The organism is Ideonella lacteola, assembly GCF_038066555.1.
Lineage (GTDB): Bacteria > Pseudomonadota > Gammaproteobacteria > Burkholderiales > Burkholderiaceae_C > Ideonella > Ideonella lacteola.
Genome location: NZ_JBBUTG010000012.1, coordinates 63069 through 79775, shown reverse-complemented (window position 1 = coordinate 79775; position 16707 = coordinate 63069). Strand labels below are relative to the sequence as shown.

The window sequence follows — 16707 nt, the reverse complement described above, 5'->3', positions numbered from 1 at the left end:
TCACGTCGACGTGAGACGGCGATTGCAACCGAGGGCACCGGTGGCGTCAATCCCGCCGCGCCGACCTCGATGCATCACCGCCCACGGCGCAGTTGATCAAGACCTCGCTGCAGATCGGCGATCAGGTCTTCGGTGTCTTCGAGCCCGATGCAAAGCCGAACGATCAAGCCTTCATACGGGCTGCCCAGCTGACGCAGGCGCGCCGAGTCGTAAGGCACCGCCAGGCTGATCGGCCCGCCCCAGCTCCAGCCGATGCGAAACAGAGACAAGCCATCCACCCAAGCATCGACCTGGTCGGACGTCACCGCCGGGTCGAACTCCAGCGTCAGCAGGCCGGCGGCGGCCTTCGATAGGGCCGCCCAATGGGCGTGCCCCGGCGAGCCCGGCAGCGCCGGGTGCAGCACGCGTCGGATCAGCGGTGACTGGGTCAAGGCCCACTCGGCAATGCGCCGTGCCGATGCATCCTGCGCGGCATAACGCAGCGGCAGCGTGGGCAGCGCACGCAGGACCGCCTCGGCGTCATTGGCGCCCACTCCCAGGCCCATGCGGCTGTGGGTCATCGTGAGCCGACGGTACAGGCCATCGTCGCGGCAGGCGATGGAGCCCATCAGCATGTCACCGCCCCCCGAGGGGTACTTCGTCAGCGCGTGGATGGTCACATCCACACCGAGATCGAAGGCGCAAAAGGCCAGGCCCGCACTCCAGGTGCTGTCGAAGGCGATCAGCGCCTGTGGCGCCGCCTCGCGCACCACCTTCACCAAGGCGGGCAGATCGGGAAACTCCAGCGTCACCGAGCCCGGCGCCTCGAGCCACACCAGCTTCACGTCGGAGCCCAGCACGGCGCGCAGCGATTCTGGGTTCATCGCGTCATACAGGCGGTGAGCGATGCCCCAGCCTGCCAACTCGTGGCGAGCCAGTTCCTTGCTGGGGTTGTAGACGTTGTCGGGCAGCACCACCGCGTCACCGCTCTGCAACGCTGTCATGTTGACCACCGCCAGCGCCGAGAGGCCGCTGGGCGCCAGCAACACGTGGCGGGCACCTTCCAAGGTGGCCAGGCGAGCCTCCAGCGTGAAGGTGGTGGGTGTGCCGTGCAGGCCGTAGGTGTAGCCGGTCTTGTCTTGCCAATGCTGGCTGCGCAATGCCGCCACATTGGGGAAGAACACGGTCGACGCCTTGTGCACCCCCACCGCCGGCGATTCGAAGCCCGCTGGCGGCTGATAGGGATGGTGGATCAGTTCAGTGGCGGTGGCCTTTGGGCTGGATTCGCTCATCGTCAGTACGGCTCGCCAACCAGGTCATGGCCTTCGGCAGCCACGATGCGCGCCTTGGCAAACTCGCCCACGCGAAGCTGGGTCGAGGCCTTGGCGGGCGGCAGTAGGCGCACGGTGCCATCGATCTCGGGGGCATCGGCATACGAGCGCCCCACCCCGCCCTTGCGCCCGAGGGCGGGCGCCCGGTCGACCAGCACCTGCATCGTCGCCCCCACGCGGCGACGCAGCCGGCTGACAGACACCTGCTCGGCCACCGCCATGAAACGGGCCCGGCGCTCCTCGCGCAGCTCGTCGGGCAAGGCGCCGGGCAACTCGTTGGCTGTCGCCCCCGTCACCGGCGAGTAGGCGAAGCAGCCAGCGCGGTCGATCTGCGCCTCGTTGAGGAACTGCAGCAAGTGGCCGAACTCTTCTTCCGTTTCGCCAGGGAAGCCGGCGATGAAGGTCGAGCGAATGACGAGCTCAGGGCACATCTCGCGCCACTTCTGGATGCGCTCCAGATTGCGCTCGCCGCTGGCCGGCCGCTTCATGCGCTTGAGCACATCGGGGTGCGAATGCTGGAACGGCACGTCCAGGTACGGCAGCACCAGCCCTTCGGCCATCAACGGGATGATCTCGTCCACGTGCGGATAGGGGTACACATAGTGCAGCCGCACCCAGGCGCCATGCTGCTTGGCCAGCTCGCCAAGTTGGGCCACCAGGTCCAGCATGCGCGTCTTCACGGGCTTGCCGTCCCAGAAGCCCGTCCGGTACTTCACGTCCACGCCATAGGCCGACGTGTCCTGGCTGACGACGAGCAGCTCCTTGACCCCGCCTTCGAACAAGGCGCGCGCCTCCTTCAGCACATCCCCCACCGGCCGCGACACCAGATCGCCCCGCATGCTGGGAATGATGCAGAACGTGCAGCGGTGGTTGCAGCCCTCGCTGATCTTCAGGTAGGCGTAGTGCTTGGGCGTCAACTTGATGCCGGCTGCCGGCACGAGGTCCACGAAGGGGTCGTGCGGCTTGGGCACGTGCACGTGCACGGCGTCCATGACCTCTTGCGTCGCGTGAGGCCCGGTCACTGCCAGCACCTTGGGATGGATCTGCTTGACCAGGTTCTCACCGCTGTCGGCCTGCTTGGCGCCCAGGCAGCCGGTGACGATGACCTTGCCGTTCTCCGCCAGCGCCTCGCCGATCGTGTCCAGGCTCTCCTTCACCGCATCATCGATGAAGCCACAGGTGTTGACGATCACCAGATCGGCACCCTGGTAGGTCTTCGAGGTCTTGTAGCCCTCGGCCGAGAGCTGGGTGAGGATCAATTCCGAGTCGGTCAGCGCCTTGGGGCAGCCAAGACTGACGAAGCCAATCGTGGGGGCCTTGGTTTGATCGCCGGCCTGATAAGTCTTTGATTCCATTGGGCTTTCTCGCAGTGGAACCATATCCACGGCCAATCTGACATTGTAGTCGGCTGCCCAAAGCTCTGACTGACTCCGGGAGCGGTCAGCTGCTATCGACGTGATGAACTCCAGCCCGTCGCCGTTCGACCTATCGACGCCGCCTGCCGCGAGGCATCGGCACAGGTGGCACGACCATGCTGCAGACCATGCCATCACCACTGAAGCCTATGCTGACCCCACCGGACGTCGTGATGGATTCGGCTTCGACCACGAAGTCGATTCCGAATCGCCGCATGTAGTCCTCCAGCATCCCCTTCGGAACCGAGCGATCAGGAAAGTCGGGGTCGTACTCGATCGCCGGATTGCTCAGGTATTCGAGGACAAAGTAGATGCCAATTCGCTCGAGGGTCGATCCACTGAACCAGAACGTCGTTCGCCCGTTGATCCAGACCGCTGCGTCGCCGAGCGACTCGCCCCGGCCGAATTCGGCCGGCAAACCCGCAGCATTCAGAACCTCGCTTTTCGCCATCCCAACTTGGACGTCACCCAATCGTCCGTCGCGCAAAAACGCACCGAGACCGGCGTGCAGGCGCGGCGGCTGATCGGCCCCGATAGGGAGCCTCACTTCGGGGAGTTGGTCTTGGATCTCTGAAATCGGAAACGTGACCCCACAAGACTCACAGTCCAAGGCGCCGACCTGGGAAGACCGGCTGCATATCTCACAAACGGGTCGAAGGCTCATTTGTGTCACTCACCCCCCCACTTGCGCGAGCCATCGATTGACAAGACAACGAAAGGCCTTTCGCCCGCCGACCTGGAAGGCATTCGCGACGATTGGCCGTAATCCAGTATTCATCGTTCCATCTGAGGGCGGAGAAGGCCTTGAGCGGGACGACTCAACGCTTTGATGGCGACGCTCCGCGCTTCATGAGTTCTGCACGTTGCTCGCGCGTCATTCGACGAATCTCCTCTGACTGGCGAGCCATTTTCACCATGAGATTGAATTCCTTGGCGCGCTCGAACTCGCTCAGAACAGCGCGAAGAGGTTCAGTGCCTGCCACCGATACCGCGACGAAAGGCTGGGTGAATGGAAGGCTGTCCACCTTCACGACTGCCATCAACCTCCCAAGGTACAAGGTGTACGCCCGAACCCCATCCCATCGCTGGTGATCGGGATCGAGGACTGGCGCCGGCGTGTGCGCACGGCCTGCTCGCGCCCAAATGCGCAATACCGCGTCGAAGCCAACAGAACGCGCCTTCACATTGCCAAAGGTGACCTCCTTCGCCCGGTCCTCCCACGGACCAAGTTCTACGCGGCGAAAGAAGTCATGCGAGCTGACTGAGGCACGCCACAGCACAGAAACCAGGAACTGGAGTAGCAGATCGCGATCGACGTCGACCGCTTCGTAGCCAACCAGACCTCGGGCTTGATCGCGGTATTCATGGAATCGACTTGAGAACTTGGTGAGCAAGGTCTCGGCACCATAGGTGTCTGCCATATTCAGACGTTGTTCGCAATCAGCACAGAGGATGCCGCTGTCGTACACGCCAACCCGCGAATTAATCGGCCAGCTCGACGAGGACACCATCAGTAGCGTCTGCTGATCTTCTCGCAGATCGCGCCAGAACGCTTCGGGTATCACGTGAGACTTCACCAAGGGCCCAGTGCCCCCGCATCCACGGCAATTCACAGTCACACGGCGAGTTTGGAAAGGGTGCGTCTCGGTCAGCCGAGCGAAACGAACGCAACGGTCGGAACGCTCGAAGCGCTGGTGGTAGAAGTGTCTGCAGCCATGCCGCCATTGTCGGTCATCGGCCAGCACCCGCTGAACGCAAAGCGAATTAGCCGCGTCGTCAGCCCGAATGGGTATCGTGAAGATAGAAGCTCGTCGGATCAACTGACAAATGGGCTCGAATATGCTCCCATTCCCCAGACGCCACCACACGGTCGATGTGGGCCTGGTGTGACGCCGTTGAGTCCCATTCTTCGAGGACGCAGAACCGTTGTGGCATCTCCGCATGGGCAAAGACGCGTGCCCCACGACAACCGGGAACGTTCGGGAGCTGCTGACGCACCTGGTCAAGCAGCGCTGCAAAGTCGCGGGCGGCTTCGGGGCGTGCGTCGAAACTGATGAAGAGGTAGGTGGATGTCATGGGCGCATCGTAGGCAGCGCCTTCAAGTGAGGCCATGCCTGTCACTGCGATCTTCATGACCGCCGCTGCTGAAGTCGCGCATGCGCCGCACGTACTCGGCGGGCGACACTTCGAACCGGCGCTTGAACTCTCGGGAGAAGTGCGCGACGCTTTCGAAGCCGACTTCGCTGGCAGTCACCCCGACCCGCATCCCACTGAGCAGCAACTCGCGCCCAGCATCCAGCCGCACATCGCGCACGAAGCGCATGGGGCTGACGCCGGCGAACTCACGGAACAGGTGAGCGTAGTGCGAAGGACTCATCGCAACTTGCCGCGCCAGGCCCTCCACCGTCAAATGGCTGCGATGATCAGCGTGGATGTGTTGCATCGACTGGCGAATGCGTGCAGCTGAGCCCGGCGCAACCGAAACCCGGCGCAAAGCGGCCGCTGTGTCCAGACTCAGCAGGCGCAGCACGATCTCTTCGACGATCAACGGCGCGATGGTCCGCCGATCCTTCTCGACCCCTGCGGCTACCAGCAGACGGTCAAGGCAGTTCAGAATCGCCGCGTCAACAGCGGTGACGAAGACTTCCTCGCGCTGCGGACTTCGCTCTGGAGCGTCTTGCCACTGCGAGAGCGCGGCGAGGGACTTTGCCAACAACTCCGGCGGCAAGTCGAGGTGGATGGCCAAGTACGGCTCAGCAGCACTGGCAGACACCACGGTGCCGCGACATATCGTTTCCCCCCCAAGCACGAGGCAATGTGTGGGGTCGTAGTGCAAGGTCTGCTCTGCAAGGATGACTTTCTTGCTCCCTTGCAGCACCACCACGAGGCCAGGCACAAGGACCTGGCGCTTGCGATGCGACGCAGATGTCGAGAACCGGTAGAGCCTCAGACCAGCGTAGGCCGAGTCCGTCCGTCCTTCGCGCAACGCGGACCTTGCCACGCGTTCGCGCAAATGGTGCAACGCAGTGTCAGAGATAGCGGCTGTTTGCATATCAAGCGAGCAAGGTTCCAACGGAATCGCAGCAGCATCGATCACCCATTGCATGGCGCCTGGCGGCGTGCGTTGGGCCTGTACATGCGTGCCCCGTCTGGCGTTCGGCCCGTGCACCTGAGACAGTGAGTGACTGCTCGTGCCTCAAGAGCCTGCGTGAGGAGGTATCGATCCGGATGCCTTGGGGAAGCCCAGACTCACGAACCCGATGGTCGGCATGGCAGCTTCGCCCGGTGCGGCGGTCTCTGCAATCAACCGTCGATTGTCGCAAACCCGCCTGGCCGACTCTGCTCAGGCAGTTGGCCACTGGTCGTCAGGTGGGGCAGGCTTCCCGAATAGGGTGCGCAGTATTTGGCCGATTCGCTGACAGCAGGGTCACCCGACAGCGAAAGAGAGGCCCCGCACCCTCCAGCTGGGTCGTTCGGGCGCCGAAGTTCCGGTTGCTGCGTTCACTGGCGGCCGGCTGCCCATTCCTGCGGGAGAGAAGGCCGGCTGTACTTGAGCGTGAACGACAGCATGGCGAACCAGGGAGCGATCGAATGAAGACCGTCAGCATCAAGAACCGCCTCATCGGCCTCGTCGGCCTGAGCGCCGTCGCCACCCTGTCGGTGGCGGGCATCGCCTGGTACGACTGCCGGACCGGGCTCGATGCGAGCGAGCGGCTCGCGGCCACGACGGCGGCCGTGCGGGCGTCGATGAACGCCGACATGATGCACGACAGCATCCGCGCCACGGTCTTCGGCGCCCAGGTCGCGGCCATCACGAACAACGCCGCCGCGCTCGCCGAGGCCGCCAAGGAGTTGGACGAAAGCGGCAAGGCGATGGTCGACTCCTTCAAGTCCGCGCTGGATGCCGACTTGCCCAAGCCCACCCACGAGGCCGTCGCATCGGCCGAACCGGCCGTCCAGCGCTACATCGATGCGGCCCGCAAGACCCTCGCGACGCTCAAGGACTCGCCCGCGGACACTGCGCCGGTCATGAGCGCCTTCCTGAAGGAATTCGACACTGCGGAAGCGGCGCTGGCCCAGTCGGGCGACGCGATCGAATCCTTGTCGCAGCAGCTGGAGGCCGAGACCGCCGCCCGACTGCAGCAGGCGCAGATCGTCACAGTGGCGGTGATCGGCGGCTCGCTGACGCTGCTGGCGGTGATGGCTTACGTGGTGATCGCCTCGATCATGGTGCCGCTGGCGCGCATGCTGCGGGCGGTGATCAACCTGAACAGCGACGACGGCGATCTCTCTCGGCGCCTGCCGCCCGCCACCGCCGAGTTCGGCCAGGTCAGCCACCACTTCAACACCTTCCTCGACAAGGTGGCCACGGTCGTGGGCAATGTGCAGGCCGCGGCACGCGAGATTTCGAACACCAGTGCGCAGATCGCCGCCGGCAACATGGATCTGAGCACCCGCACCGAGCAGGGCTCGGCCAGCCTGCAACAGGCGGCCAGCAGCATGGAGCAGATCACCACCACGGTGACCCAGAGCACAGAGTCGGCCCGTCAGGCCAATGAGGTGGCCACCGGGGCCAGCGGGGTGGCCGCCAAGGGTGGCGAAGCGGTGTCACGAGTGATCGCCACGATGGACGACATCAACGCCGCGTCGCGCAAGATTGGCGACATCATCGGCGTCATCGATGGCATCGCCTTCCAAACCAACATCCTCGCGCTGAACGCTGCGGTGGAGGCGGCGCGCGCCGGCGAACAGGGCCGCGGCTTCGCCGTGGTGGCGGGCGAAGTGCGCATGCTGGCGCAACGCAGTGCCGAAGCTGCCCGCGAGATCAAGACGCTGATCGGCACCAGCGTCGACAAGGTCGAGGCGGGCAGCCGGCTGGTACGAGACGCGGGCGCCACGATGGACGAGATCGTCACCAGCGTGAACCGTGTGAGCCTGATGATCCAGGAGATCACCAACGCGGCCGCCGAGCAGAGCGCCGGCATCGGCCTGGTGAACCGCACGGTCGCCGATCTTGACGTGGCCACCCAGCAGAACACCGCGCTGGTGGAAGAAACCGCCGCCGTGGCCAAGGACATGGCCGAACAGGCCCGCTCGTTGGAGGCGGCGGTGGGCGTGTTCCGGGTCAAGCAGCACGCCGAGTGAGCGCGCGGCGGTCGATCAAGGCTTTTTGTCGCCCGCGGGCATGCCCGGGAAGGTGGGGAACAGGCCGCCAGCCTGCTTCTGCATCTGCTCTTGCATCTGCACGAACAGGTTCTTCGACTGTTCGAGGTAGTTGCCCATCAAGCCCTGCATCATCGGGGCTTGGCCGCTCATGAACTGCGCCCACATCTCGGGGGTGAAGGCCTTCGGGTCGTACAGGCCACGGGCCTGATCGGCCAGGCGACCCTGCATCTCGACGAAGGTCTGCAGGTTCTTCTCCAGGTACGAGCCCATCATGCCCTGCATGGCGTGGCCGTAAAAGCGGATGATCTGGGCCAGCATGCGCGAGGTGAACATCGGCACGCCGCCGGTTTCCTCTTCCAGAATGATCTGCAGCAGGATGCTGCGGGTGAGCTCTTCGCCCGTCTTGGCGTCGCGAACCTCGAATTCGATGCCATCGAGCACCATCTGCTTGACATCAGCGAGCGTGATGTAGGTGCTGGCGCTGGTGTCGTAAAGCCGGCGGTTCGGGTACTTCTTGAGGACCCGCGGCGTGACGGCCTCGTTGGAGGCCGCGTCAGGCGAGGGCCGGCGGTGGGAAGACATCGGGTTCAAGCTCCTTGTGCGCCGCAGCACAGTGGGTGTTGTGCATCTGCACAATGATTCTAGGCGCCGCCCACCCTACCCTTCCCAGGGGATTGCACTGTCAGGGCCGGCCCGGACCGTCCGAGCCCCGGCGCCCCCGCTCGAAGCCGTCTTCCCAGGGCGTCCTCAGCCCCTTTCGGCCCCCCCTTCCGCCTCCTCAGCCCCCCTAGGCATCCAGCTCCGCGAGCTCTTCGGCCGTGAACACGCGCGATCGGGTGTGAAACGCCTTGCCCTCCGGCCCCTCCAGCGAAAAGGTGCCGCCGTGGCCCTCGATCACGTCGATGATCAGCTGGGTGTGGCGCCAGTACTGATACTGCGCCTTGCCGATGTAGAACGGGCAGCCGCCGATGTCGCCCAGGTACACGTCACCCGCGCCGGTGGTGATCTCGCCGAGCAAATAGCAGTTGGCGGCGCTGTTGTCACAGCAGCCGCCGCTCTGGTGAAACATCAGGCCCGGCCCATGCCTGGCCTTGAGGTGTTCGATCAGCTCCACCGCCGCCGGCGTGGCGATGACCTTGTCGACCATGTCGATCTCCTTGCGCAAAAACGCCAAAAAGGGGAAGCGGTGGCCCGCCTCCCCTCTACCCAAGACCCCAAGCCGTCAGAAGAAGCCCAGCTTGTTCTCGCTGTAGCTGACCAACAGGTTCTTGGTCTGCTGGTAGTGGTCGAGCATCATCTTGTGGGTCTCGCGGCCGATGCCCGATTCCTTGTAGCCGCCGAAGGCGGCGTGGGCCGGGTAGGCGTGGTAGCAGTTGGTCCACACCCGGCCCGCCTTGATGGCGCGGCCCATGCGGTAAGCCACGTTGCCGTTGCGGCTCCACACGCCGGCGCCCAGGCCATAGAGCGTGTCGTTGGCGATGGCCAGCGCCTCGGCCTCGTCCTTGAAGGTGGTAACGGCCAGCACCGGGCCGAAGATCTCCTCCTGGAAGATGCGCATCTTGTTGTGGCCCTTGAACAGCGTGGGCTGCACGTAGAAGCCGCCATCGAGATCACCGCCCAGCTTGGCCTGGCTGCCGCCACACAGCAGCTCGGCGCCCTCCTGCTTGCCCAGGTCGAGGTACGAGAGGATCTTGGTAAGTTGCTCTTTGGACGCCTGGGCGCCCAGCATCGTCTCGGTGTCCAGGGGGTTGCCCTGCTTGATGGCGGCAACCCGCTTCAGCACCCGCGACATGAACTTGTCGTAGATGCTCTCGTGGATCACCGCGCGGCTCGGGCAGGTGCAGACCTCGCCCTGGTTGAACGCGAACAGCACCAAGCCTTCGATCGCCTTGTCGAGGAAGGCGTCGTCCTTGTCCATCACGTCGGCGAAGAAGATGTTGGGCGACTTGCCGCCCAGCTCCAGCGTGGCCGGGATCAGGTTGTTGGCCGCCGCCTGGGCAATCACCCGGCCCGTGGTGGTCGAGCCGGTGAACGCGATCTTGGCGATGCGCTTGCTGGTGGCCAACGGCATGCCGGCTTCACGGCCATAGCCGTTGACGATGTTCAGCACGCCCGCGGGCAGCAGATCGGCGATCAGCTCGGTGAGCACCAGGATCGAGATCGGCGTGTTCTCGGCCGGCTTCAACACCACCGCGTTGCCAGCGGCCAGCGCCGGCGCCAGCTTCCACGCGGCCATCAGGATCGGGAAGTTCCACGGAATGATCTGGCCCACCACGCCCAGCGGCTCGTGGATGTGGTACGCCATCGTGTTCTCGTCGATCTCGCTGATGCCGCCCTCTTGGGCGCGCAGCGCGCCGGCGAAGTAGCGGAAATGGTCCACCGTCAGCGGGATGTCGGCGTTCAGCGTCTCGCGGATGGGTTTGCCGTTGTCCACCGTCTCGGCGTAGGCCAGCAGCTCCAGGTTCTGCTCGATGCGGTCGGCGATCTTCAGCAGGATGTTCGAGCGGGTGGCAGCGTCCGTCTTGCCCCACTTGTCGGCCGCGGCATGGGCCGCATCCAGCGCCAATTCGATGTCTTCCGCCGTGGAGCGGGCGGCCTGGGTGTAGGGCTTGCCGGTGGTCGGCGTGGTCACGTTGAAGTACTCGCCCTTGACCGGCGGCGTCCATTGGCCACCGATGAAGTTGTCGTAGCGGGTCTTGTAGGTGATCTTGGCGCCAGCGGCGCCGGGTGCAGCGTAGATCATGGCTTGTCTCTCTCGCGGTGGATGGATGGGTGAAGGGTCTCAGCCGGTCGGCTGCTCTGTGCTTCACAACATCCGTGCCAAGCGCCCAAGGGCCGGTCAGGCCGCCGAAAGCCAAGGGTTAGACAGGGCCATCGGCCGGCCTGACACGCGCGGTTGTTCCGGCCCGAGACGGCCGTTGCGCCAGGCCATCGTGCCGGTGCGTCAGCTTGCAACAAGTCGTGTACCGGCGCGATCCGGCGTCAGCTCCGCGCAAGGTCGGCGGCGGTTTGTGTCAACTTGGCACACCGCCCGACTTGCGCTGCGTCAATGGCCACGGGCATTCCGGTACAGACAGCCCCCCCACCTCTGCCTACGATGCGCGGGTGCCTTCACCGGCCGAAAGGATGCATGCGATGCCCACCTCCTCCCTGGCCCGAGATCTGGTCGCGCCCGCCCCGGCGCTGAGCCACCCGATGCACGCCGAGAGCATCCTGCAATCGCACGAGCGTTGTGCCGCGCTGGGGCTGTCCCGCGTCGATCGGCCAGACCACGCGTCGCTGATCCGCTCGGACCTCGCCCTGGCCCGCGAGCGCAATCTGCGTCTGCACCTGCATGCCGCGCCGGTGATGGAGCTGCTGCTGGAGCAGACCATGGCCTCCCAGAGCATGGTGGTGCTCACCGACGCCCAGGGCACGGTGCTGCATTCGGTGGGCCACGATGCCTTCTTGCAGCGCGCCTCCAAGGTGGCACTGGCGCCCGGCGCGAATTGGTCGGAACAGAACAAGGGCACCAACGCCATCGGCACCACGCTGATCGACGAGGCGCCCACGGTCGTCCACGCCGGCGAGCACTACATGCACGCCAACGGCTTCCTTACCTGCTCGGCCGCGCCCATCTTCGATCCGCGCGGCAACATGCTGGGCGTGCTGGACGTCTCCGGTGACCTGCACTCCTACCACCTGCACACGCTGGGCCTTGTGAAGATGTCGGCCCGGATGATCGAGAACCACTGGCTGTCGGACGACTTCCGTCACGCGCTGCGCCTGCACTTCCATTCGCGGCCGGAATTCATCGGCACGCTGATGGAGGGGATCGTCGCCGTGGGCCGCGACGGTCGGCTGCTGGGTGCCAACCGCAGCGCGCTCGACCAGCTTCAGATGAGCGGCGCTGCCTTGCGCATGAACAGCATCGCCACCTTGTTCAGCCTCACCGTCGGCGCGGTGGTCGACCACTTCCGCTCGCCGATGGCGCCGCCGATGTCCATGGAGTTACCGGGCGGCCAGCGCCTGCACATGCGGGCGGCCTTCAACTGGCCCACCTGGCACTCGCTGGGCAGCACCACGATCGACGATGCGCTCGACGTGATCGACGCCCCCTCGCCCATGGCGGCCACCGGCGGCTTTTTCGCTGCCGCCGCCGGCAGCCGGCCCGCCACGCCGGGGGCCTCGCCGGGGCCTTCCGGCCTGCGCTACCTGCAGACCGGCGACGCCCAAATGGAGGCCGCCATCACCAAGGTGCGCCGCGTGCTCAACCGAGACATTCCGGTGATGGTGCTGGGGGAAACCGGCACCGGCAAAGAGCTGATGGCCCGCGCCTTGCACCAGGATTCCGACCGCGCCCGCTACCCCTTCGTCGCGGTCAACTGCGCCTCGATCCCTGAAAGCCTCATCGAGGCTGAACTGTTCGGCTACGAAGATGGGGCCTTCACCGGCGCCAGGCGCAAGGGCGCTGTCGGCAAGATCGCGCAGGCCAATGGCGGCACGCTGTTCCTCGATGAAGTGGGCGATATGCCGCTGGCACTGCAGGCCCGGCTGCTGCGGGTGCTGCAAGAGCGGCAGGTGATGCCGCTGGGTTCGACCAAATCGATTCCGGTGGATCTGGCCATCGTCAGCGCCACGCACCGGAACCTGCGCGACATGATCAGTGCGCAGACCTTCCGCGAAGACCTGTACTACCGCCTGAACGGCCTGGTGGTGCGCCTGCCCCCGCTGCGGGAGCGCAGCGACCTGATGACCATCGTGCGAAAGATCCTGCGCGCCGAATCACCCAGCCGCCCGCTGGATCTCGACGACGAGGTGGTCGAGCTGCTGAAGGCCTATCGCTGGCCGGGCAACATCCGGCAGCTCGCCAATGTGCTGCGCACGGCCGCCGTGATGGCGGGCAGTGACATGGTGATCAACCGAACGCACCTGTCGGACGATTTCCTCGAAGACGCGCAGCGCGAGTTGCCCTCGGGCGCCAGCGTGGCGAGCGCAGCCCCCGGCCAGCCCGCCCACGCAGCGCCGGGTGCCGCAGCCGAACCCGCGGCCTCGGCCGCGCCGGCCACGCCTGCAGCCACCGAGCCGGCCACGCTGCAGGAGATGGAGCTGCGCACGATCCAGCGCGCGGTGGAAGAAGCCGGCGGCAACATCTCCATCGCCTCACGCAGGCTCGGCATCAGCCGCAACACCATCTACCGCAAGCTGCGCCTGCTCGACAGCAAGCAGGGTTGAGCGAGTCACCCTGCCTGCATAGACCAGCGGCTCATACAGTCACCGGCCCAGTGGCGTCGCCATGAAGACGCGCCGATAGCCCTCGAAGCGACCGTGGCCGACAATCACGCCGGCGTTGTTCATGTCGTCCGCTGAAAGCTCGGACCAACCCGCACCGCTGCCGTCGAGCAATGCCTGCAGTTCCGCGCACTGGCCGTCGCGAATCAGAGCAGCGTCCTTGGAAACGCCGAGGCCGTAGAAGTTGCCGGCGATCCAGCCATCGTTGCTGATGGCCACGGGCCACACCTCTTGCTGCCCGCAGGTCGGCAGTTCTCGCATGGCCTTGCCGTCGTGCAGGAACGGGTGCCAAGCCAGGTTCGTCACCGACATGCCGACCACGTCGCCCCGGTCATTCATCGCCTGGAGATAGATCTCCTGCCCGGTCGGCGTCAGCTGACGCACCGGCTTGCCCTCTTCCCAGGTGAACACATACGGCGTCACGGTGAGGTAGTCGGTGACGCCGGCCACCTGCCCGCGCTTGTTGATCAAGCTCGGAAAGGTCACATGGCCGTTCGAGGGTGGCACCTTGACAGCGACGCCGTCGCGAACCAGGAACCCGCCCCGGGTGGGCACCCCGCCGACCGGGCAATCGATTTCGACCACGTACGCCCCGGCGTCGTTGATCGACTGCGGATAGGCGCCCCGCGAATCGTCGCAACCGACGATCGAACCCACGTCGGTCAGCGTGCCGTCGGCCGCCCACACGCCGCCGCGGTTGCCCCCATCGCCCTGATAGCGCCCGACCACCACACCGGCGTTGTTCACCTGCGGCTTGCCTGGGTAGTTCATGTCCTGCGTTTCAGCCAGCGCCTCGACTTTCTTGCCCCGTCGCGAGCGGAACGACACGTTTTCTCCTGTTTGGCTCTCGGTGCCGATGCCCGCCAGACTGCCGTTGTCGCTGATCGAGGCGGCCGTTTTCGGCGCCACGCCATTGGCCTTGTTGATCACCTCGATGCGGTAGCTGGGTGCGGCGAATGCCGCGCCGGCGGCGAGCAGCCCGATGGCCGTGGCGGCGAATGTCCGTTGAAGGGTCTTCATAGGTGGCATGGGTCATGTCTCCGTGGTGTTTCAAGTGTTCGCGCGCCGCAAGCGCACGCCAGCGACCGCCGCTTCAACAGAATAAACACATCATCTAACGAATTATTGAAACGTACAAGAAAGCCGTCTATTCGATGAGGGTCAATCGCAGCTCACCGATGAAACGACGGCGACGGCCACGGGTTGCGCTTGCCACCCCTCAACGAGACGGGTGGTGCCGCGCGACATCAACGCGCGGCATCGCGACGCCCTCCCGCAGCGGGAACGGGCCTAAAAGCCGTAGCTGACGTTCAGCCCCGCCAGCCAGGTGCGCCCGGGTGCCGGCTCGAAGAAGCGGCCATTGCCCTCGTTGACGATCACCGAGCCGGCATAGCGGTCGCCGAAAAGGTTGTCGGCGCGCACGAAGCCATCGAAGGCCCAGGCGCCACGGCGCAGGCGGTAGCCCAGGCTGGCCGAGGCCACGGTGTACGACGCTGCGCGATCGGTGTTGAGGTCGTTCACCGGCACGTCAGACAGGTAGCGAACTTCGGCGCCCCCGCGCCAGCCTTCGGCCGGGGCCCATTGGAGGCTGGCATAAGCGGACGAGCGGGCAACGCCAGGCAGGCGGTTGCCCGCCGGCACCTCGATCGTCGGGGCCTGGCATGGCGGTGCGCCGCAGATCAGAAACGCCTCGTCGTAGCGCGCATCCAGGTAGGTCATCGAAGCCTGGCTGCGCCAGTCGCCGCCCCAGCGGCCACTCCAGCCCAGCTCCACGCCATCGCGCCGCGTCTTGCCAGCATTCTGAAAGCTCGCACGGCCACCCTGGTTCGTCTGGGTGACGATCTCGTCGCGGGTGCGCACACCGAAGATGGCCAGGTTGAGCGTCTGCGCACCGCCATCGAATCGCCATTTCGCCCCGACTTCAAGGTTGTCGCTGCGCGCGGGCTGCAGCGAGAGGTTCAGGCCCGCCGAACCATCGCTGCGGTAGGCCAGCTCGTTGAGCGTGGGCGTCTCGAAGCCCCGCCCTGCCGAGGCGTACAGGTGCAGCGTCTCGCTGGCCAACCACATCAGCGACGCCACGGGCGTGGTGGCCTGGAAGTCGGTTTGGCCGCTGTCGTCACCATTGGCCGCCGTGATGTAGTGGTCGCGGCTTTCCACCCGCACCGTGCTGTGCCGAAGCCCGGCATCCATCCGCCAGGCGGGCGCGAGGCGCCAGGTGGCCTGCGCATACCCGTCGAACGCGGTGCTGCGGTTGTCTTCGTCACGCCGAAGCGCACCCTTCACACCGGTGACATCGCCGATGAAGTTCTCGTAGCCTCGGCGGTACTCGTCGAGCGCATCGAAGCTGAGGCCCACCGTCATGCTGAACGGAGCCGAAGGCGATGCGAGCGACCAGCGCAGATCAGCGCCGTGGTAGTCCCGCGCGAGATCGATCACACCGCCTGGATGGCGTGGGCTGCCCTGGGGCGCCACCGGAATGGCCTGGAACTGCTCGGTGTCGCGGTGACCGCCGTAGAGCGTGGCTTGAAGGCGCTGATCTGGCGCCAAGCTGTGTTCATAGCTGGCCCCCAGCTGAGTCTGGCTCACCGACTTGCGGGTGTTGAAACTCAGCGCCACCGCGTCCACCCCACGCGCGTCTGCATCGAACTGCTCGCGGGTCAGGCCGAGGGGGTCTTGCGCCTCGGGCAGGCTCATGCTGTTGGCCACGATGGTCAGCTTGCGCCCTTCGCCCGGCCGCCAGGTGAGCTTGAGGTTGCCCAGATCCCGCTCGGCCGAACTGTGGTCGCGGTAACCATCCGTCTCGAAATGGCTGGCACTCGCGGTGTAGCCCCAGGCCCCGGCGCCCCCTGCGACCTGCAGGCCGGCGCGCCACAGGCTGTCGCTGCCGGCGGCCACGCTGGCCGATGCCACGGGCGGGCCGCTGCCGTCTTCGGTGACGATGTCCACCACCCCGCCCGACGAATTGCCATACAGCGCCGAAAACGGGCCCCGCAGCACCTCGATCCGCTCGGCCGAAGCAAGGTCGACATGGGAGATCTGGCCCTGCCCGTCGGGCAGCGTGGCGGAAATGCCGTCGACGATCAGGCGCACGCCTCGGATGCCGAAGCTGGCCCGCGCGCCAAAGCCGCGGACCGACAGCTGCACGTCCTGCGCATAGTTCTGCCGATCACGCGCCGTCATGCCGGGCACGGCCGCCAGCACTTCGGAAATGTTGACCTGCAGCCGCTGGTCACGGATCTGCTCAGCCCCGATGCGGTCGACCGACGCAGGCACATCAAAGGCCGATTCGGCCTGGCGCGTGCCGGTGACCACCACCGTCTGCGACGCCCCCCCCGCCGCCTCCGCCTGACCCCGGCAGACCGCGGGCGCGAACGCCGCCGCGACGGCCGCGGAGATCACCAACGACGAAGGGCCCGACAGGGCCCGAGGTGCCATCCATCGGCTGGCATCTCGGCCAACCACCCGTGCGCGCATCGGCTGCGCGCGGGCCTTGTCTCTGTCGTTCATGTTGTTCCATCAGGGTCCAGCGCACGGGTGCGCATTGG

General features: G+C 65.7%; 13 protein-coding genes. 2 read left to right on the top strand and 11 right to left on the bottom strand.

Annotated elements, in window-relative coordinates; all coding sequences use genetic code 11:
• Positions 1-74: 74 nt before the first annotated feature.
• The 6 genes from AACH06_RS18390 to AACH06_RS18365 all read right to left on the bottom strand — a co-directional run bounded on the left by AACH06_RS18390 (position 75) and on the right by AACH06_RS18365 (position 5831).
• Positions 75-1271, bottom strand: a complete 1197-nt coding sequence (locus AACH06_RS18390) for a PLP-dependent transferase (protein WP_341427214.1) — start codon at positions 1269-1271, stop codon at positions 75-77.
• Between the two features lie 2 nt (positions 1272-1273).
• Complete coding sequence (gene rimO / locus AACH06_RS18385) at positions 1274-2665, bottom strand: 30S ribosomal protein S12 methylthiotransferase RimO (RefSeq protein ID WP_341427213.1); 1392 nt, start codon at positions 2663-2665, stop codon at positions 1274-1276.
• Between the two features lie 130 nt (positions 2666-2795).
• A complete protein-coding gene (locus AACH06_RS18380) occupies positions 2796-3272 on the bottom strand; it encodes a hypothetical protein (RefSeq protein WP_341427212.1) in 477 nt (158 codons plus the stop codon).
• A 271-nt stretch (positions 3273-3543) separates the two neighbouring features.
• Positions 3544-4290 carry a hypothetical protein gene (locus tag AACH06_RS18375; protein WP_341427211.1) on the bottom strand — a complete coding sequence of 249 codons (747 nt, stop codon included), beginning with the start codon at positions 4288-4290 and terminating at the stop codon, positions 3544-3546.
• A gap of 211 nt (positions 4291-4501) precedes the next feature.
• Entirely contained in the window at positions 4502-4858 is a 357-nt protein-coding gene (locus tag AACH06_RS18370) for an antibiotic biosynthesis monooxygenase family protein (protein WP_341427210.1), read from the bottom strand.
• A complete protein-coding gene (locus AACH06_RS18365; RefSeq protein ID WP_341427209.1) occupies positions 4824-5831 on the bottom strand; it encodes an AraC family transcriptional regulator in 1008 nt (335 codons plus the stop codon). The genes AACH06_RS18370 and AACH06_RS18365 overlap by 35 nt, the downstream gene beginning before the upstream one ends.
• Positions 5832-6316: 485 nt before the next feature.
• Between AACH06_RS18365 and AACH06_RS18360 the strand changes: the two genes are divergently transcribed.
• Complete coding sequence (locus tag AACH06_RS18360) at positions 6317-7870, top strand: methyl-accepting chemotaxis protein (RefSeq protein ID WP_341427208.1); 1554 nt, start codon at positions 6317-6319, stop codon at positions 7868-7870.
• A gap of 15 nt (positions 7871-7885) precedes the next feature.
• Here AACH06_RS18360 and phaR read toward each other — a convergent pair whose 3' ends face one another.
• The 3 genes from phaR to exaC all read right to left on the bottom strand — a co-directional run bounded on the left by phaR (position 7886) and on the right by exaC (position 10634).
• Positions 7886-8473: a polyhydroxyalkanoate synthesis repressor PhaR gene (gene phaR / locus AACH06_RS18355; protein WP_341427207.1), complete on the bottom strand. Its 588-nt coding sequence runs from the start codon at positions 8471-8473 to the stop codon at positions 7886-7888.
• A gap of 205 nt (positions 8474-8678) precedes the next feature.
• Complete coding sequence (locus AACH06_RS18350; protein ID WP_341427206.1) at positions 8679-9038, bottom strand: DUF779 domain-containing protein; 360 nt, start codon at positions 9036-9038, stop codon at positions 8679-8681.
• Positions 9039-9113: 75 nt separating this feature from the next.
• Complete coding sequence (gene exaC, locus AACH06_RS18345; RefSeq protein ID WP_341427205.1) at positions 9114-10634, bottom strand: acetaldehyde dehydrogenase ExaC; 1521 nt, start codon at positions 10632-10634, stop codon at positions 9114-9116.
• 392 nt (positions 10635-11026) lie between these two features.
• Here exaC and AACH06_RS18340 point away from each other — a divergent pair, with 392 nt between their 5' ends.
• Entirely contained in the window at positions 11027-13105 is a 2079-nt protein-coding gene (locus AACH06_RS18340; protein WP_423222051.1) for a sigma-54-dependent Fis family transcriptional regulator, read from the top strand.
• Positions 13106-13144: 39 nt separating this feature from the next.
• On the opposite strand, the gene AACH06_RS18335 is transcribed toward AACH06_RS18340, so the two are convergent.
• Both AACH06_RS18335 and AACH06_RS18330 read right to left on the bottom strand, forming a co-directional pair.
• The gene (locus AACH06_RS18335) at positions 13145-14182 is read right to left on the bottom strand and encodes a hypothetical protein (protein WP_341427204.1); all 1038 of its coding nucleotides are present in this window, start codon (positions 14180-14182) and stop codon (positions 13145-13147) included.
• Between the two features lie 270 nt (positions 14183-14452).
• Positions 14453-16597, bottom strand: a complete 2145-nt coding sequence (locus tag AACH06_RS18330; RefSeq protein WP_423222058.1) for a TonB-dependent receptor family protein — start codon at positions 16595-16597, stop codon at positions 14453-14455.
• Positions 16598-16707: the final 110 nt, after the last annotated feature.